General features: G+C 57.8%; 27 protein-coding genes. 5 read left to right on the top strand and 22 right to left on the bottom strand.

The annotated features are described in order from the left end of the window. Window positions 1-5 precede the first annotated feature (5 nt). Both FPV09_RS08680 and FPV09_RS08675 read right to left on the bottom strand, forming a co-directional pair. The gene (locus tag FPV09_RS08680; RefSeq protein WP_148883103.1) at window positions 6-536 is read right to left on the bottom strand and encodes a metal-dependent hydrolase; all 531 of its coding nucleotides are present in this window, start codon (window positions 534-536) and stop codon (window positions 6-8) included. A 6-nt stretch (window positions 537-542) separates the two neighbouring features. Next, complete coding sequence (locus tag FPV09_RS08675) at window positions 543-1,748, bottom strand: AAA family ATPase (RefSeq protein WP_148883102.1); 1,206 nt, start codon at window positions 1,746-1,748, stop codon at window positions 543-545. A 61-nt stretch (window positions 1,749-1,809) separates the two neighbouring features. Between FPV09_RS08675 and FPV09_RS08670 the strand changes: the two genes are divergently transcribed. The 5 genes from FPV09_RS08670 (at window position 1,810) to FPV09_RS08650 (ending at window position 4,405) form a co-directional block, all read left to right on the top strand. Beyond that, complete coding sequence (locus tag FPV09_RS08670) at window positions 1,810-2,295, top strand: THUMP domain-containing protein (RefSeq protein ID WP_148883101.1); 486 nt, start codon at window positions 1,810-1,812, stop codon at window positions 2,293-2,295. A gap of 33 nt (window positions 2,296-2,328) precedes the next feature. After that, a complete protein-coding gene (locus FPV09_RS08665) occupies window positions 2,329-3,036 on the top strand; it encodes a SagB/ThcOx family dehydrogenase (protein WP_148883100.1) in 708 nt (235 codons plus the stop codon). Continuing rightward, complete coding sequence (locus tag FPV09_RS08660) at window positions 3,029-3,208, top strand: LPXTG cell wall anchor domain-containing protein (protein ID WP_148883099.1); 180 nt, start codon at window positions 3,029-3,031, stop codon at window positions 3,206-3,208. The genes FPV09_RS08665 and FPV09_RS08660 overlap by 8 nt, the downstream gene beginning before the upstream one ends. Window positions 3,209-3,248: 40 nt before the next feature. Further along, window positions 3,249-3,743 carry a ferritin-like domain-containing protein gene (locus tag FPV09_RS08655; RefSeq protein WP_342781706.1) on the top strand — a complete coding sequence of 165 codons (495 nt, stop codon included), beginning with the start codon at window positions 3,249-3,251 and terminating at the stop codon, window positions 3,741-3,743. A gap of 140 nt (window positions 3,744-3,883) precedes the next feature. Then, entirely contained in the window at window positions 3,884-4,405 is a 522-nt protein-coding gene (locus FPV09_RS08650) for a ferritin-like domain-containing protein (RefSeq protein ID WP_148883098.1), read from the top strand. Here the strand turns inward: FPV09_RS08650 and FPV09_RS08645 are convergent. The 20 genes from FPV09_RS08645 to FPV09_RS08550 all read right to left on the bottom strand — a co-directional run bounded on the left by FPV09_RS08645 (window position 4,402) and on the right by FPV09_RS08550 (window position 16,743). Continuing rightward, window positions 4,402-4,893, bottom strand: coding sequence for a 4Fe-4S dicluster domain-containing protein (locus tag FPV09_RS08645; protein ID WP_148883097.1), 492 nt, complete (start codon window positions 4,891-4,893; stop codon window positions 4,402-4,404). The two genes, FPV09_RS08650 and FPV09_RS08645, sit on opposite strands and share 4 nt — an antisense overlap. Window positions 4,894-4,896: 3 nt before the next feature. Then, complete coding sequence (locus tag FPV09_RS08640; protein ID WP_148883096.1) at window positions 4,897-5,862, bottom strand: respiratory chain complex I subunit 1 family protein; 966 nt, start codon at window positions 5,860-5,862, stop codon at window positions 4,897-4,899. Further along, complete coding sequence (locus FPV09_RS08635; protein WP_148883095.1) at window positions 5,859-6,101, bottom strand: hypothetical protein; 243 nt, start codon at window positions 6,099-6,101, stop codon at window positions 5,859-5,861. Before FPV09_RS08635 ends, FPV09_RS08640 begins: the two co-directional genes overlap by 4 nt. Next, complete coding sequence (locus FPV09_RS08630) at window positions 6,098-7,336, bottom strand: hydrogenase large subunit (RefSeq protein ID WP_148883094.1); 1,239 nt, start codon at window positions 7,334-7,336, stop codon at window positions 6,098-6,100. The genes FPV09_RS08635 and FPV09_RS08630 overlap by 4 nt, the downstream gene beginning before the upstream one ends. Next, window positions 7,336-7,890: an NADH-quinone oxidoreductase subunit C gene (locus FPV09_RS08625; protein ID WP_148883093.1), complete on the bottom strand. Its 555-nt coding sequence runs from the start codon at window positions 7,888-7,890 to the stop codon at window positions 7,336-7,338. The genes FPV09_RS08630 and FPV09_RS08625 overlap by 1 nt, the downstream gene beginning before the upstream one ends. Beyond that, window positions 7,887-8,333, bottom strand: a complete 447-nt coding sequence (locus FPV09_RS08620) for an NADH-quinone oxidoreductase subunit B family protein (protein ID WP_148883092.1) — start codon at window positions 8,331-8,333, stop codon at window positions 7,887-7,889. The genes FPV09_RS08625 and FPV09_RS08620 overlap by 4 nt, the downstream gene beginning before the upstream one ends. After that, on the bottom strand, window positions 8,334-8,687 hold the full coding sequence (locus tag FPV09_RS08615; RefSeq protein WP_088181253.1) for a hydrogenase: 354 nt from the start codon (window positions 8,685-8,687) through the stop codon (window positions 8,334-8,336). Further along, on the bottom strand, window positions 8,684-10,237 hold the full coding sequence (locus FPV09_RS08610) for a proton-conducting transporter transmembrane domain-containing protein (RefSeq protein WP_148883091.1): 1,554 nt from the start codon (window positions 10,235-10,237) through the stop codon (window positions 8,684-8,686). Before FPV09_RS08610 ends, FPV09_RS08615 begins: the two co-directional genes overlap by 4 nt. Beyond that, entirely contained in the window at window positions 10,234-10,599 is a 366-nt protein-coding gene (locus FPV09_RS08605; RefSeq protein ID WP_148883090.1) for a sodium:proton antiporter, read from the bottom strand. Before FPV09_RS08605 ends, FPV09_RS08610 begins: the two co-directional genes overlap by 4 nt. Beyond that, on the bottom strand, window positions 10,592-11,059 hold the full coding sequence (locus FPV09_RS08600; protein ID WP_148883089.1) for an MnhB domain-containing protein: 468 nt from the start codon (window positions 11,057-11,059) through the stop codon (window positions 10,592-10,594). Before FPV09_RS08600 ends, FPV09_RS08605 begins: the two co-directional genes overlap by 8 nt. Further along, a complete protein-coding gene (mbhE, locus tag FPV09_RS08595) occupies window positions 11,056-11,328 on the bottom strand; it encodes a hydrogen gas-evolving membrane-bound hydrogenase subunit E (RefSeq protein WP_058939012.1) in 273 nt (90 codons plus the stop codon). The genes FPV09_RS08600 and mbhE overlap by 4 nt, the downstream gene beginning before the upstream one ends. Continuing rightward, window positions 11,325-11,588 carry a hydrogenase subunit MbhD domain-containing protein gene (locus FPV09_RS08590; RefSeq protein WP_014013080.1) on the bottom strand — a complete coding sequence of 88 codons (264 nt, stop codon included), beginning with the start codon at window positions 11,586-11,588 and terminating at the stop codon, window positions 11,325-11,327. Before FPV09_RS08590 ends, mbhE begins: the two co-directional genes overlap by 4 nt. Then, complete coding sequence (mnhG, locus tag FPV09_RS08585; RefSeq protein ID WP_148883088.1) at window positions 11,585-11,938, bottom strand: monovalent cation/H(+) antiporter subunit G; 354 nt, start codon at window positions 11,936-11,938, stop codon at window positions 11,585-11,587. The genes FPV09_RS08590 and mnhG overlap by 4 nt, the downstream gene beginning before the upstream one ends. Next, on the bottom strand, window positions 11,935-12,237 hold the full coding sequence (locus tag FPV09_RS08580) for a cation:proton antiporter (RefSeq protein ID WP_148883087.1): 303 nt from the start codon (window positions 12,235-12,237) through the stop codon (window positions 11,935-11,937). The genes mnhG and FPV09_RS08580 overlap by 4 nt, the downstream gene beginning before the upstream one ends. Beyond that, window positions 12,234-12,737: a Na+/H+ antiporter subunit E gene (locus FPV09_RS08575; protein WP_148883086.1), complete on the bottom strand. Its 504-nt coding sequence runs from the start codon at window positions 12,735-12,737 to the stop codon at window positions 12,234-12,236. The genes FPV09_RS08580 and FPV09_RS08575 overlap by 4 nt, the downstream gene beginning before the upstream one ends. Before the next feature lie 257 nt (window positions 12,738-12,994). Then, window positions 12,995-13,429, bottom strand: coding sequence for a 4Fe-4S binding protein (locus FPV09_RS08570; RefSeq protein ID WP_014013084.1), 435 nt, complete (start codon window positions 13,427-13,429; stop codon window positions 12,995-12,997). Then, on the bottom strand, window positions 13,426-14,415 hold the full coding sequence (locus FPV09_RS08565) for a respiratory chain complex I subunit 1 family protein (protein ID WP_148883085.1): 990 nt from the start codon (window positions 14,413-14,415) through the stop codon (window positions 13,426-13,428). Before FPV09_RS08565 ends, FPV09_RS08570 begins: the two co-directional genes overlap by 4 nt. Then, window positions 14,412-15,707, bottom strand: coding sequence for a hydrogenase large subunit (locus FPV09_RS08560; protein ID WP_058939005.1), 1,296 nt, complete (start codon window positions 15,705-15,707; stop codon window positions 14,412-14,414). The genes FPV09_RS08565 and FPV09_RS08560 overlap by 4 nt, the downstream gene beginning before the upstream one ends. After that, a complete protein-coding gene (locus tag FPV09_RS08555; protein ID WP_148883084.1) occupies window positions 15,704-16,231 on the bottom strand; it encodes an NADH-quinone oxidoreductase subunit C in 528 nt (175 codons plus the stop codon). Before FPV09_RS08555 ends, FPV09_RS08560 begins: the two co-directional genes overlap by 4 nt. Then, a complete protein-coding gene (locus tag FPV09_RS08550) occupies window positions 16,228-16,743 on the bottom strand; it encodes an NADH-quinone oxidoreductase subunit B family protein (RefSeq protein ID WP_058939002.1) in 516 nt (171 codons plus the stop codon). The genes FPV09_RS08555 and FPV09_RS08550 overlap by 4 nt, the downstream gene beginning before the upstream one ends. Window positions 16,744-16,751 lie beyond the last annotated feature (8 nt).

Raw genomic sequence — 16,751 nt, 5'->3', positions numbered from 1 at the left:
TTTCTCTACAGCAGTGATAGCTCCCCGTCGAGGAGAAGGTGAAGGGCATAGCCGCAGAAGGCCGCGAAGCCGACGTAGAGTCCCTCCCCTGTCGTCATGTTGAGGCCGTACTCCACCAGAACGAACGCCAGGCTCCCATAGACCGCCGCGAAGAGGAAGGAGTGAACTATCCCCCTGTGCTTCGGCATCATCCATGTGAAGGCGAACCACGCTATCACGGCGGCAAGGACCGCTATGCCCCATTCCACGGCCATGTTGAGCCAGGGCTCCCCGACGTTTATCGATCCCGCGGCGTTGACGTAGACCGCCCCCCCGACCACCACGCTGACTATCGGCTTCGTCCCGCGGTGGATTAGGGCGTTTGGATGGTCCATGTCCGGCAGATCGCTTCCCAGAACGTAGAACGCATAGCCCAGCACCAGCGCCATCGTTGTGAGGGCAAGGGGGGCCCCGTGGGAGGCCGCGAGTCCCGCGGCGGCGACGATGACCGGATAGCTAGCTATCCCGCTGAGCATGTGAACGTCGTAGTTGGGCATCGGGCATCACTCTTCCTCGTTCTCAGCTTGCCCTTCCTCAAGGAACTTTCTCACGTACTCGGGAACCTTGTAGTTGCCCTTGGGGTCTCCGACCAGGAAGCCGAGCCTTATGAGCTCGTTGAGCTGGTCGTAGACCTGTATTCCTGGCCTCTTGACGGCCTTGGCTATCTGGATGTAGCTCACCGGTCCGCCGTTGAACTCATAGACTATGGCCTCAACGAGGTCCTTGTACTCCTTCGGAATCCTCGTGAGGTACTCCTCGAGGCTCTTCGGCTCCTCGAGTATAGTGGTCACCACGTAGTCGTCTATGGGGTCGAACTTGTGCTTGGAGGCCTCGCTGAGGACGTAGTGAAGGAGCCTCAGGATCTGCCTCGGGTTGCCCTTTCCGAGCTGGTGTATGAGCTTTATGGCCTCCTCCGTGAAGGGGTAGATTGGATCATCGGTGTCCCGTATCCTCACCTTGTTGAGCCTCTTCTTGACGAGCTCGTAGGTCTCGTCTATGCTCATCGGGCGGAGCTTGAACTCGTAGTGGAGGCGCATGAAGAACGCGGGGAATATTTTGGAGTACTCCTCGTAGGCCTCAGGGACGCAGGCAAAGGCAACGATACAGCCCTTGGGCATGTTGCTGATGAAGTGCCTGAGCATCTCGAAGAACTGTATCTTCTCCCTCTCGCTCGCGCTTCCCATGTTCTCAAGCTCGTCCAGGAGAAGGGCGCAGTAGGGGTATTTGCCCATCTGCTCGGTCAGAAGCTCGGCTATGTCCCTGCTCTTGTACTCGTCCCTGTCGCTCAGCATCTTCTCGAGCCTGTCTATGAATCCGAGCTTCCTTGAGAGGTTCTCGAGGAAGATGTTCGTCCTGCTCTTCGGCGGCTTGAGGGCGTAGAAGATGTCGCGCGTGAGCTTGAGGATGTCGTTCGTGTCAACCTTGACGTATATCGCCTTCCCGTGGTTCTCCTCTATGGTCTTGGCTATGGTCTTGAGCCTCTGCGTTTTGCCCATTCCGAGGGGGCCGACGATGCTCATGGCTATCGAGCTCTTGTTTCCGATAACCTCGGAGATTATCATCTGGAGGCGCATGTCTATCTCCTGATAGACGTGAATGCTCTCGACGTCGCTTATTCCCTCGCTTGCGAGCTGCTCGAAGGGGTTCCGAGAAAGACCGTAAACTTCGTATGACTGGTAGGGATAAAGCTTAAGGCCACCGGCTTCCATTTTAACTCACCGCATAGTTTAGGAACGCGAAATATAAAAACCTGTCCATCGGTGAGCGGAGATGACGATTCTTCTCGTTACGACTCCACAGGGACGCGAGGGCGATGGAATACTCGAACTGGAATGGGCGTTGGGGAAGGTCCGGGTTAGGGGAACGGACTGGCGGGGGGTTCTCCTGGCCGAAACGCCCCTACCGAAGGGCGAAACCCTTGAACGGCTGAAGAACTTCGAGACGCAGGCTATACAGAGGGTCGTTCCCCTCGACCTCATCGTTCCCGCCAGGAGGGAGGAGATTGAAGGGGCCGTCCTTGAACTGGCGGAGAAAATAGACGGAACCTTCGCGGTACGCGCCAAGGTCAGGGGAAATAAGAGGCTCTCCCAGAGGGAGCTTGAGATTGGCCTCGGCTCCCTGGTGGTCGAGCGCTTCGGCCTCGGGGTGAACCTGAGCGACCCGGATTACACCCTCGTGGTTGAGGTCCTTGGGAAGAAGGCAGGAATCGGGCTGGTGGGGAGGGATGAGCTCCTCCGCTTCGAGGTGGTCGAGTGAAGCCTAAAATAGGATGAAGTCGAATTCATAAACATGAACATCAAGCGAGTTTCGTACCTGGTTATCGCCTTGGTCGTGGTTTCTTCGGTTCTTCTTTTCGTCAAGCCCTACGTTATTTGGAGAGATGGGGGTGAGAGAATCTCCGGTGAGGTTGTTGTTCTTCCTGAGCCGAGACTGACTGGAGAGATGAGCGTTGAGGAGGCCATAGCAAAGCGGAGGAGCATCCGCTCGTACAGGAACGAGCCTTTGACCCTTGAGCAGCTCTCCCAGCTCCTGTGGGCGGCGCAGGGAATAACGGACCCGAGGAGGTACCGCTCGGCCCCAAGTGCCGGGGCCACCTATCCCTTCGAGGTTTACGTCGTGGTCGGAAACGTTGAAGGCCTCGAACAGGGTATCTACCGCTACGACCCCTTCAACCACACGCTGGTTCTGGTGAGGAAGGGGGACTGGAGGAGGGCCCTCCAGAAGGCCGCGCTGGACCAGTCGTGGGTCGGGAGGGCGGCGGTGGACATCGTCCTGGTGGCCTACTACTCCAGGACGACCTCCTACTACGGAGAACGGGGCGTCAGGTACGTCCACATGGAGGCTGGCCACATAGGCCAGAACCTCTACCTTCAGGCAACCGCTCTAAACCTAGGAACCGTCGCGGTTGGGGCCTTCTACGATGACCAGGTTGCCGAGATAGTAGGTGTCGAGGGCGTTCCGCTGTACATATTTCCGGTGGGTGTTCCCGGTGGTTAGTCTGGATCACTACACCTTGGGTTACACCGCCTTTGCCCTCATGAGCCTAGCCATGCTCAGCGGGGCACTGATATTCCTATCAAAGCGCAGAGAGACGTGGATAAAGGTCCATATCGTCATCAGCGTGATAGCGTACATCATCATGTTCCTCTCAATATGGCTCGTTAGATGAACCTAAAGCTTATTAGACCCTGCGGCTATCCGTACGGGGGATGGGAATGTACGACGTTCACGAGGTCGTTGAGGCCCTCTCAAGGCTGAGCTACAGGGACGCCCTTGCGTACTGGATAGAGGGTGAGAAGGAGGAGGCGGAATTTTACCGCGAGCTCGCGAGGCGTGCCCGCAACCTGGGTCTCGGAGAGGGACTGGTGAAAACCTTCGAGAAGCTGGCCGGGGATTCGCTTGCCCATGCGAAGGAGCTTGAGGCACAGTTTGAATCCAAGTACGGCCGGAAGCCCGTGAGCAATATCCCTCCTCTTGAGGTTCTCCCCGTCTTAGATAAGTTCGAGAGGGCCGACCAGCTGGAGGAGGTTTTGAAGGCGGCGATGGAGAGCGAGCTGATAGCCCACGAGTCCTACAAGCTGCTCTCGGAGAGGGTTGATGACGAGCGGCTGAGGGAGCTCTACTCCAAACTGGCCGATGTTGAGCTGGGACACTACGAGATGCTCCGGAAGAGGCATGAGGAGTTGGTAAAGGAAAAGGCATGAAAACCCGAAATCCGATTCAAAAGGCCCTCTGTTTTTGAGAAATCCTTTATCAACTGCCTATTTCTTCTAAACTCCTTTCATAGACGGTTGTGCCAAAGCTCGTATAAAACCTCCCGGGTATTGTTTACTGGGTGAGTGGGATGGTCGATCTCGAAGGCATGTCTTTCCTTGAGGGGCTTCCGATGAGGGAGCTTCTCGCCCACTGGATATCCCTGGAGGGTGACAAGGCCCTGCTCTACGAGAAGCTGGCCGAAAAGGCCAGGGGCATGGAGATTGAGGGGGCCGTAGGAGATATGTTCAAACTCCTCGGCCAGGAAGCGAGAAGACACGAGAAGAAGCTGAGGGCCCTCTACACCAGAGAGTTCGGGGTGGAGATTCCCGCAGTCAATGGACCATCTTTGGAGGAGCTCTCTGAGATAAGGGAGCTTGAGAGTGAGAACGATGTTTTTGCCGTTCTTAAATGTGCCCTTGAGCTGGAGGAGGTTGCCGAGAGGGTTTACTCAATTCTGGCCGGGAAGATAGACGACGAAACCGTGAGGGCGATATTTTCCTACCTCGGCTCGACGGAGAGGCTCCACGAGAGGGCCGTTGAATCCCTCATAGGGGATTACGACTACAGAAGCGGGGTGGGAAAAAGGGGATGGCGGCTTAGCTCGCGCTAGCCTTCTGACTCCGCTGCATCCTTCACTTCTTTTTTGAAGGGCTCCTTTGCCTCTGGAGGTTCTTCTATCAGGTTGTCGCTGTACTTGTCGTAGTCCGCTATCAGGAACTCCTCGCTCATCCTAAGTGCCTTGACGGCCTTCTCCTCGCCCGGGAACTTCTTGCCTGGGCAGACGTCAACGCAGAGGGCGCAGAACATGCAGCGCGAGACGTAGTGCCGTATCTTCTTGAGCTCCGGAATCCACTCCATAGCGTCAGCGGGACAGACCATTATGCACAGCCTGCAGCCTATGCACCTCTCCGGGTCGTAGAGGAGCTTGCCCCTGAACCCCTCCGGGACGGGAACCGGCGGGTTTATCTGGGCTTCACCCTTCTGGACCTTCTCTATGAGCGCCGTGACGTTAGCGGGAGCATGCTTAACCGGGAAGGGGTTGGTGGCGGGCTTTTTGACGAGCTGCTTGAGGAGGACGAACATCATCTTGTTTACCATGCATCACACCCCCAACCATACCAGCGCGAGCCCGACGAGAGCGATTATGTTGACGTAGACCCAGAACACCCTGGACGCCTGCTCTATCCTGAACCTTGCGAACGATGTCCTGACCAGCGTTATCGCCAGCAGGTAGATGACCATGACCTTGAAGAGGAACCACAGGGCTTCGACGACGTAGTAGGGCGTTCCCGTTAGGTTCAGGTTGAGCATGCTCGTCAGCGTGAACGGGAAGAACAGCACCACCTCCAGCGCCGCCATGGCGAAGCCCCTGACCGCGTCCGAGAGGTAGAACAGTGCCAGGTTCCTCCCACTGTACTCTGCGAGCATACCCTCACATATCTCCGTCTCAGCCTCTGCGATGTCGAAGGGCAGTTTCGCCAGCTCGGCCGGCGTGACGACGAGTAGGGCCACAAAGAGCAGCAGCACGCCCATGGCCGCGAGCGGACCCGCGACGCCCCACACCGGTGTGCTCGCTATGGTCGTCAGCGAGAAGCTCTTGTAGAGCACGGCGAAGCCGACTATAACCGTCGCCAGCGGCATCTCGTAGCTCATCATGAGCACCATTTCCCTCTGCGCACCCACCGAGGAGAACGGGCTTCCGGAGGCGAAGCCGCCTATGGCCATTGCCAGCGACTGGAGGGTTAGCAGGTACAGGATGACGACGAGGTCTCCGTAGCCCTCGAGCGGAGCTTTGAGCACTCCGAAGGGTATGTAGAGGAGCAGGGTCATCGAGGCCGCGAATGAGACTATGGGCATCGCGTTGAATATCCAGGCGACGGCGTTCTCGGGAACGACGGTCTCCTTCAGGAGCAGCTTGCCGACGTCCCAGAACGGCTGCCTTATGGGCGGGCCTATCCTGGAAGTCAGCCTGGCCGAGACGCGCCTGTCTATACCCTTGTAGACCAGCCCGAGGAAAACTCCCAGTATGGGGAACGTGAACGCGTACAGCAACGTTTCGGGGGTCATGCCCTCACCCCCTCAGCCCTTGCTTGCGCAAGCGCCGTTCTCACTATCGTTCGAACGTCCTTGACGGATGGCGGAATGTTGCTGACCTTAAACCTGGCTTTTCCGCTGGCGGGTGCCTCAATAGTGTCCATTGCCCATTTGCTCGCTCTTAAAGTGAGTCCAGAGGACGCAGGGTGGGTGTGAGCCTCACGAATGGCCGTGGTTCCCATGCACCCCTCATGAACGATGCTGCCATTCATTCTCTCACCCCCAGCTCTTCCCTAAGCTTCCTTGTTTTTTCAACCGCCTTCAGGTGCAGCGTTGCGGGGTCGATTAGCTTGCCGTTCTCGTCCCTTACCACCGCGACCCTGTCGTTGCAGCACATGCACGGGTCTATGTAGGCAACGACTATCGGTATGTCCGCCACCTCGGCTCCGAGGAGGAGCGGCCCCCACGTGTTGATGTTGTTGTAGCTCGGCGCTATTACCTTCCATACAACCGGCCCGTCGCGCTTGTTGCCGTACCTGAAGTAGTGGATGACCTCACCGCGCGGTGCCTCGTGCATTCCTATCGCTTCCCCTTCGCTCCTCCTTATTTTGGCCAGAAGCGCCACGTAGTTTGGAATGGCCATTATCTTGCCCTCTGGCATCTCCTCGAGGCAGAACTCGATTATGTCGAGGCTCTGCTCTATCTCGTATATCCTGACGAGGGTGATGTCGTACGCATCGCCCCTGGCCTCGCCGACTATGTCCTGGGGAACCACTGCCCTGACTCCGATGTCGGCGTAGGCGTCGTACGGGTTGTCCTGCCTAACGTCCATCCGCAGTCCGGCCGCCCTGGCAACGGGCCCGCATACGTTGAGCTTCTTCGCCATATCTCTGGAGAGCTGTGCCACTCCCCGCGTCCTGGCCTTGTAGACGGGGTCCGCCAGGAAGACGTCCTTCATCTCCTCCGTGAATATCCTGTAGTAGTTTATCATGTCCTTTATGGCCTTCGCCTGGCTTTCTGTTATGTCCCTCCTGACGCCGCCTATCATGAACACGGAGTAGTTTATCCTGTTTCCGGTCAGGAGCTCCAGGATGTCGAGGACCTTCTCCCTACCCTTCCACGTCCAGAACAGGAGGGAGTCGAAGCCCATCTCGTGCGCCACGACACCGAGCCAGAGTATGTGGCTGTGAATCCTCTCCAGCTCGGCTATTATTGTCCTTATGTACTGGGCCCTCGGCGGGGCCTCTATTCCCAGGGCCTTTTCGCTCCCTATGACGAAGGCGTAGGGGTGCGATATCGAGCAGATTCCACATATCCTCTCTGAGAGGTAGAGGGTCTGTATGGCGTTCCTCTTCATGCCCATGTACTCTATTCCCCTGTGGGCGAAGCCCCTCTTGACGTCCACCTCGACTATCCTCTCTCCCTCGACCTTGGCCTCGACCCTTATCGGCTCCTTCAGCGCCGGGTGGATTGGGCCGACTGGAATGTAGTACTGGGTTTTCGCCATCACTCTCCCCTCCTTATCTCATTCACGCTCTTGTGGGTGTGCTTCACCATGTCCTCGACGCCGTACTCGTCCCTTCTCCACGGGTACTTGCCCTCGGGCCAGTCGTCGGGCAGGAAGATGTGCCTCTTGTTCTTCAGTCCCTCAAACTCAACGCCGAGCATCTCCCTGATTTCCCTCTCGTTGGTCTCCGCCCCGGGCATCAGGTCGGTTATCGTGGGCAGGACGAGCTCCTCCTTCGGAAGGTTGAAGCGCATGGTGACGCTGAGCTCCCCCCAGGGAATGGCCCAGAACAGGCCGAAGGAGTAGACCATTCTCAGGGAGTCGCCCCCATCGTCCTCTCCGGTTATGAAGTGCAGGTGCGGGTAGTCAAGCTCGAACATGACTTCGACGGCTCTCCTGAAGGCCCTCGGGTCTATCTCTATCCAGAGTTCCCGGTACGTCCTCTTCCTCCTGACTCCCATCGTGTACTCCCTGACCTCGTGGGAGAGCAGGGCCTCCCCGAGCGCCTCCTGGAGCCTCTTGAGGACCTCTTCCGCGCTCATTGGTTCCCTCATTCTTTCTTCCCCTCCAGCTCCTTTTCCAGCTTCTCTATCTTGAGCCAGGCCTTCACAACGCCGTCTATTATCGCCTCGGGCCTCGGGGGGCAGCCGGGAACGTAGACGTCCACCGGGATTATCTCGTCTATCGGGCCGGCTATGTTGTAGGAGTCGTAGAACACTCCCCCGCTGGTTCCGCAGTTCCCGATGACCACGACGGCCTTCGGGTCGGGCATCTGCTCGTATATGCGCCTCAGCTTGTCGGCGAAGTCCCTCGGGATGGCCCCGGTTACGAGGAGCACGTCAGCGTGCCTTGGACTTCCGACGAGTTTGATTCCAAAGCGCTCCACGTCGTAGCGTGGCGTCAACGCGGCTATAATCTCGATATCGCAGGCGTTACAGCTCCCTCCGGAGGCATGGAAAACCCAGAGGGAGCGTTTAAAGTTGGTCAGCTTCCCCATTCACACACCCCCAACGAGGATGAACAGGATTATGGCACCGAGTCCGAGGTACCAGAGGATGTAGTCCCTGACGTCTCCTGTGTGCATTCTCATGAGCACGTTGTAGTAGCCCTTCAGCGCCTCGATGAAGCCCCAGTATATGTCGCCGGCCCTTACGCGGATTTCTTCCACGTCCTCAACCTCGTTACCGCTCAGGAAGGGCTTCACCTGGTCGGTGTTCGGCTTGTAGCTCCTGTTTCCGCGGGAGTAGATTACGTAGCCGATGACCGCGAAGACGATGAGGAGGGCCAGCCAGACTATCGGGTTCCAGAATCCCGACGGGGAGTTCAGCGTAAGGCTCTCAATCCACGTCATAGTATACCACCCCACGTCTGGTAGCTGCCCAGCTTCAGCAGCGCGTCAACCGCCGGGTAGACCAGCTTGTCCAGCACAACGTTCGGGAACAGACCGAACAGCAGACACAGCGCCGCCAGGATGAGCATCGCTATTACCATGCTCCTTGGAACCTCCTTTACCTCCTCGTACTTCTTGACCGGCGGTCCGAGGAAGGCTGAGGCAAAGACCTTGACGAACGAAGCCAGCGTCAGTACGCTCGTGACCATTGCGAATATCGCGAATATCGGGCTCAGCTGGTAGGACGTCTCGTAGATGAGGAATTTGCTCGCGAAGCCGTTGAAGGGCGGGATTCCGGATATTGCTGCTGCGCCTACTATGAAGGCTATCGTGGTGTAGGGCATCCTTCTAGCCAGACCGCCCATCTCGTTGAGGTTTCTCGTTCCGGTCACGTAGAACAGCGCTCCTGCCGTCATGAGGAGGAGGCTCTTGTAGATGATGTGGTTGATGATGTGGAATATACCTCCCGCCATCGCGTCCCTTCCGAAGGCGGCGAGCTTTGCTGGGTCGTTGAGGACGGCTAGGCCAACGCCAACGCCGAGGAGCATGTAGCCGGTCTGCGAAATCGCGTGGTAGCTCATGAGCCTCTTGACGTCCTTCTGGACGAGGGCCATCGTAACGCCTATGAACATGGTGAGCACTCCAAGGACGCACATTATCCAGCCGACGCTGCTCATTCCCGAGCTAACCTTGCCGAAGAGGCTGAAGCTCACCCTGAAGAGGGCGTAGAGGCTCGCGTAGGTCGCCACCAGGAGAGTGGGGTTGATTCCCGAGGGAACCTCCGTGTACGCGTCTGGAACCCAGTGGTGGGTCGGTACCGAACCGCACTTCATCGCGAAGGACGTGAAGAGTATTCCGAGGGCGATTATGTCAACGGTGTTGAACCCTATCTGGGTGCTCAGGTAGGCTATGTTGAGGTTCCCGTACTGGCCGTAGAGCAGGCCGATTGAGAACAGCACCATCAGCGAAGCGATCGCGCTGACTATGAGGTACTTGATTCCGGCCTCGCTTGCCTCACCACGGTAGTTTCTGAAGCCAACCAGCGCTGAACCGGCTATTCCAGCTATCTCCAGGAACACGAAGAGGTTGAACAGGTCTCCCGTCAGGACCATGCCGAGGATTCCGACCTCGAGGAGGAGAAGCAACGCGTAGTACTTCTCAAGGCCCGTCTCGTTCCTCACATGGCTGTAGGAGTACATCGCTCCGATGAAGCTCATGAGCGTTGCGGAGAGTGCCATGAAGGCCCCTATCGCGTCGACCTCGAATATTATCCTTATCGGAACCCTGTATCCGGAGGGCAGAACGAGGTGCGGGCCCTCTGCTCCGAAGACGTACACCATCATTCCCTGGGCGAGCACCTCCCTGACGAGGAGGAGCGCCATCCCCAGCGTCACGCCGGTGATTATCACCGCCCAGACTGCTGGAGCACTGCCCTTTTTCTTCAGCAGGGGAGCCACGAACGCCCCGAAGAGGGGCACGGCTATCATGAGTGCTGGCAAGTGCTCGATCATCCTTTCAGCCTCCTGGCCTTTGTAACGTCAAGGGTTCCGTAGTGGTGGTAGATGTTGACGGCGAAGGCCAGCATCAGGGCCGAGACGGCGACGCCTATGACGATGCTGGTCAGTGTGAGCGCCTGAGGCGTCGGCAGAACCATGTTGTTGACCGCATCCTTCGGTGCCATGGTGTATATCGGGGCGTAGGCGCCTTTGACGTAGCCGAGGGCTATCAGAAACAGGTTAACGGCTCCCTCAAGGATCTCAATGCCTATGACGACCTTGATGAGGTTCCTCTTGAATCCTATCGTGTAGAACCCCACCGCCAGCAGGAGCGCCACGACTATGAACGGGAGGTTGACTAGAATCACGTTATTCATCCTTCCTCACCCCCGGGAGGAGGTAGAACACCAGGATTATGCTGGTTAATCCGGCTAAAACCTTCGTTCCGACGAATATGTTCATGTACGGCAGCGTTCCGCCCGTGTTTAGGTAGCCCGGGTTTATCCCTAGAGGGGTCGGGTCTCCGAAGAGCGGGAACCCGCTGTTGGCTATGACGTTCCTGAAGAATGTGTACCCCATGAAGCCGAGGGTGGCCATTCCCAGAAAGCTGAGGGCGCCGATGCTCTCAAAGGCGCTCAGGGGCACCTTCTTGAACCGCTCCCTTATCACTCTGTCCTCGCACGCGACTATGAGGAGTGCCAGGCCGCTGGCGAAGACAGCTCCTCCCTGGAAGCCGCCTCCCGGCGTAAGGTGGCCGTGGAGGATGATGTAGGCTCCGAACGTCAGTATGAGCGCCGTCAGGTACCTGGTGGTTGTCTTGATGATGAGGGTCGTCATGCTTTCACCTCCCTCCTTCTGAGGGCCATCAGCACGCCCGCAACCGCGGTGAACAGTACAGTGGCCTCTCCGAGGGTATCGAAACCCCTGTAGTCGAAGACTATGCTGGTGACGACGTTGTTTGACGATGCCTCCTCCTGTGCGTGCCCGATGAAGTAGGAGTCCATCTCGGTGTGAACCGGCTCACCGAAGGGCCTGAGGCTCGCCGCGGCCACGAGGAGGAACAGAGTGAAGCCTATGAACGCGAAGAGGCCGAGGGCTCTCCTCATTCTATCACCTCCTCGTCGGTGGTTTTCTTGATCGCCAGCAGGTACATCGCCGTCGTGAGGCACGCTCCAACTCCCGCCTCTGCTATCGCGACGTCGGGTGCCTGCAGTATGTAGAACTCCAGCGAGAGTATCAGACTGAACACCGCCATCGCGATGACGGCTGAGACCAGGTTCTTGAACCTCACCGCCGCTATGGCTGCTATCAGAAGCCCCAGCCCCACCATGGCCTGAAGCACCCAGAAGAGCTCTTCGAAGTTCATAGGTGACCCTCCAGCTCGTCTATAACCGCCCCGTGGGGCCGTATGCCCGACTTCCTCGCGGCCCTGCCGATGGCGTGGGCTCCAACGGGGTTGGTGAGCACCAGGAATATGACCACCAGGGCCGAGTGTATCCCTATGGTTATCCAGGATGGGTCCCTCTCCACCCAGAAGTAGCTGTATATTGAGTACGTGACGGCGGCTAGGACTATGAATATCGTGCCGAAGGTCGTGCACTTGGTTGCCGCGTGTATCCTCGTGTAGACGTCGGGGAAGCGGAGGATGCCAACGCTGGCCAGAAGGTTGAAGAACACGCCGATGGCCAGGAATGCCGCTATTAGCCACTCTATCATGCCGTCTCCCCCTCCTCGCACTCGCATGCAACTCCCACCCTCTTCTTGACCAGGTAGCGGGCTATGTAGAGGGTCGCGATGTAGCTCAGAACCGCGTAAACCAGCGCGACGTCTATGAAAACCGCCTGTCTGGTTACCACGCCGTAAATGACCATGGCCCCTGCTGTGGTGGTCGTCATGGAATCCAGGGCGACGGCCCTGTCCGGTATCGTCGGCCCCGCAAGAAGCCTTATGAGCGTCAGCATGGCTGAGAACAGTAGCAGTATCAGCGCCCACATAAATGCTCCATCGACCGTCATTCTCCAATCCTCCTTGCCCATTTTGGAAGATACCCGCACAGCTCCTCTGGGGTGGGTTTCTCCTTTCCGGGCGGTACGTTTATCCAGTGAACATAGAAGTTGCCCTCTTCGTCTATCTCCAGCGTGAAGGTTCCAGGGGTCAGTGTTATCGAGTTGGCCAGAAGAGTCCTGCTCTCATCCCTGGTCAGGTCCGGAGATATCCTTACGATTCCGGGCCTTATTTTGCCGGTTATGACGCGGTAAGCTACGTCAATGTTCGCCTTGGCCATGGCGAAGAAGAACGGCCCTATCGCGTAGACTATGAAGAGCAGCCATCTCCTTGGGCTGAAGAAGTAGTCCACCTTTTCGTCCATGACTTCCTTTGTGGCGTAGCCGATGATGGCCGCTATTACAATCCCTGCAATCAGCTCCCCGGGGCTCCAGGCGATGACCTTGCCGGAACCCGCTGTGAGGAGCAGATAGACGATAAGGGACCACAGGAACGGTGCGGCAAACCCCATTTTCCCACCTCAACTTTAGGTTTTAAACCCTATTCGGGCCTATTTTCCCGAAATCTCGATTATAAATTGGCTAAATTTTTATAAATGGGTTTCTAAAACAAATGGTTAACAACCAGAAATTTGACAAATATAAATTGGACGACTCTTGACGTACGTCCATAAAACTGTACGTTGTAGTAGATTAGGGGGGACAAACGTTCAGAAAAGTTCATTATAGAACTGAAATCGTCGGTGGGAAAAACAAGGAAAGAAGGGGGCTACTTCTTCTGGGACTCGGCCCCTTTCTTTGCCGCCTCCTTGGCCTTCTTCTGCTCCTCCAGCTTCTTTTTGAGCTCCTCTATCTCATCCTCCTTGAACCAGCGGAGGTTGTCGTTGTACTTGTCGTCCGTCGCCAGGAGGAACTCATCGCTCATCTCCAGGGCCTTTACGGGGCAGACGTCCACGCACTGCTGGCAGAAGACGCACCTTCCGAGCCAGAAGGTGACCTTCCTGACCTCGGGAACGTACTCTATAACCCCGGCAGGGCAGACCATGACGCAGAGCCTGCAGCCGACGCACTTGTCGGGATAGTAGACGAGCTTGCCCCTGAAGCCCTCTGGAGTCGGAACCGGATCGCTCGCAGGGAAGGGGTTGGTTGCCGGCTTCTTGAACAGGTTGCTCAGCACGGCTGAGAGCGTCGGTGGGACCCTCATGCCACCACCCCCAGGGTGTCTATTGCCAGCAGCAGCGCCCCGACTATCGCGGCCGGAAGCATCCTGGTCCAGAACAGGGTCACCGCCTGGTTTATCCTGAGCCTTCCAGTTACCGCCCTGAAAAGGCTCATGCTCACGAAGAGCACGGCGAAGACCTTGAGGGTGTGGAAGAGCAGGTCTATGACTACCGCCGGAAGCCCCGTGAGCCCGATGTAGCCGGATATGCCCCACGGGAAGAATATCACCACGACGAGGCTCGCGCTCACGAAGGCCTTTATCGCGTTGGCCAGCTCGAAGAGGGCCAGGTGCCTTCCGCTGTACTCGGCCATCGTTCCCTCGGCGAGCTCGGTCTCGGCCTCGGGGATGTCGAAGTAGCCGACCTCAATCTCGCTGGCAAGCCAGGCCATGAAGACGAGCAGGAGCACCACGGCCCCTATTATGCTCATCGGCGTCCCGAGCTCCCAGACGTTGTGCTCGTAGAAGGTGCCCATGCTGAACGGCTTTGTAACGCCGAGATCGCTGAGGCGCCAGAGTATGGTGAAGAGGGCCAGCATCATCGGCCCCTCCCTGGAGACGAGGATTATCATCTCCCTCTGGGCGCCTATCTGGGCGTAGGGGGAGCCCGAGCTAACGGCACCAACGACCCTGAGGAAGCCGATTAGAGTCAGCAGGTAGATGAAGAGTATCACGTCACCCTTGGTTCCAAAGAGCGGCTCGAAGCCGAGCGGGGTGTAGGCGAGCAGGGCGATGGAGGTGGCGAGAGCCAGCACGGGGGCCAGTTCGAAGAACCTGTTGGCGTCCCTTGGGATTATGGACTCCTTGCTGACCAGCTTCAGGAAGTCGTAGAACGGCTGGAGCAGTGGGGGGCCCATCCTGCGCTGCATCCTTGCAACCAGTTTCCTGTCTATGCCTCCCCAGAGCAGTGAGGCGAAGGATACGTAAGCGTAAATCCCCAGGAATCCGAGCGTTGCGTAGAGGACGTTCATAGGACACCACCCCTCGGGCAGCCTACTCCAACAACTTCGGGCTTCGCCCTAACGTTCGGGTTCAGCTCCCTGGTTTTCTCTATCGAGAGCCTGAGGAGGTCCCTCTCGGTGAGGACCTTCTTCCTTCCTGTGTTAGCATCCACCACCGCGACCCTGTCCGTACAGCTCAGGCAGGGGTCTATTGAGGCTATTGCAACCGGAACATCCGCCACCTGCTCACCGACCAACGCTCTAGCTATCGCGAACAGGTTCGGGAATGTGGGCTCGCGCATCTTCCACTTCGCCGGAACGTCCTTGCCCTTCTGGGCCATGACGTAGTGGATGAGTTCACCGCGCGGGGCCTCGTACCTGCCTATTCCCTCCCCCTCGGCTTTCTTGAGCTGGAACAGGAGGGTGTTGTCCTTTGGAACTGCCTTTATCTTGCCCTCTGGCATCTGGTCTATGGCCCTCTCTATGAGCTCCATGCTCTGCCAGAGCTCGCCGACCCTGACCACCATCCTGTCGAAAACGTCCCCCTTGACAACTCCGGTGAACTCCTTGGGCGTTATCGGCTTCACGCCGAGGTCCGGGTAAACGCTGAGCTTCTCGTTGTAGCGGACGTCTTTCTTCACGCCGCTTCCCCTGGCAGTCGGTCCCTGGGCGCTGTACTCGATGGCTATTCTCTTGGGAATAACGCCAGCGTCCCTCAGCCTGGCCTCGACCGTCGGATCGTAGAGGAATATCTCCTCTATCTTGGGCATGACCTCGTTCCTGTAGTTCTCTATCATGTCGAGTATGGCCCTGATGTGCTTCTCCTCCAGGTCCCTCCTCACTCCGCCGATGGTGTTGATGGAGTAGTTGACCCTGTTGCCGCCGATGGCCTCTAGGATGTCCATGACGCGCTCGCGGGCGAGCCAGCTGAGGTGGAGGGTGGTGTCGTAGCCTATGGTGTGCCCAACGACTCCGAGGTTGAGCAGGTGGGAGTGGATTCTCTCGAGCTCGCCGATTATCACACGGATGTATTCGGCCCTCTCGGGCACCTCTATGCCGGCCATCTCCTCAACGGCTCTGGAATAGGTGTGGTTGTGGGAGAAGGAACAGATTCCGCATATCCTCTCGGCGAGGTAGAGTATCTGGATGTAGTTTCTCCTCATGGCTATCCATTCGAGGCCCCTGAGGTTGTAGCCGAGCTTGACGTCGACGTTGATTATCCTCTCTCCGTCGAGCGTGATGATGAACTTCTCGGGCTCCTCCAGTGCGGGGTGAATGGGTCCGATGGGTATCTTAACCCAGTACTCAAGCTTTCCGTTCATTTTGAGCCCTCCTTTTTGATTTTGTACGGGTGGCCGGCGTTCTTCACCATCTCGGGCTTGATTCCGGTCTCGTCGAGCCTCAGCGGGTAGATTCCCTCCGGGAAGTCGTCGGGCAGGAAGAGTCTTCTCGGGTCGGGGATTCCCTCGAAGAACAGCCCGAGGAACTCCTGGTTCTCCCTCTCGTAGGGCAGCGCGCTCGGGAAGACGTCCGTGACTGTGGGCAGCTTGGGGTCATCCTTGGGGACGCTCGTGCCTATGACGAGCGACAGGCTCTCCCCCTCCTCCCAGAACATCTCCATGTGGTACTTGGCGAGCAGTCTGTCGCCGGCGTCCATTCCGATTATGATGGAGAACTGGGCCTTCGGGTCGAGCTCCTTGATGAACTTCATGGCGTCGTGGAACTTCTCCCTGTCTATCTCAACCCAGACGCGCCTCTTCGGGTGGGGCATCTTGTTCTCGCTCACCCTTATCTCGGCCTCGGGGAACCTCTCGCCAAAGGCTTTAACGAACTCGTCAACGTTCATCTCTTACCCCCCTCAATTCTCTCTATCAGCTTCTGCAGACCGAGCACGACTCCGTAGAGTATCGCCTCGGGCCTCGGCGGGCAGCCGGGTACGAAGACGTCCACCGGTATGTGCTTGTCCAGCGGCGCGTTGGTGAAGGGGCTCTCGAAGAACACGCTTCCGCCGGTGGGGCAGGCTCCGACGGCTATGACAACTTTCGGGTCCGGAGTCTGCTCGTAGACCAGCTTGACCCTCTCAAGGCTCTGGTCGGTCACAGGCCCGGTTACGAGCAGTATGTCGGCGTGTCTCGGCGTTCCGACGAGCTTCACACCGAAGCGCTCGGCGTCGTACCTCGGCGTCAGTGCGGCTATTATCTCGATGTCGCAGCCGTTGCAGCTGCCGCTGTTCACGTGGAACACCCAGGGTGAGCGCCCTATATACCTGCAGAGCTTTGATATCTCCCTCTCAAGCCTCTCGCGCTCCGAGGAGTTTGAGCTGACATTGGTCTCTGCCCTTGTAACCTTAATCGCCATTCATCTCA

Source organism: Thermococcus aciditolerans (assembly GCF_008152015.1).
GTDB lineage: Archaea > Methanobacteriota_B > Thermococci > Thermococcales > Thermococcaceae > Thermococcus > Thermococcus celericrescens.
Note: the sequence above shows the minus strand (reverse complement) of the source record. Positions and strands in the feature narration are given on the sequence as shown.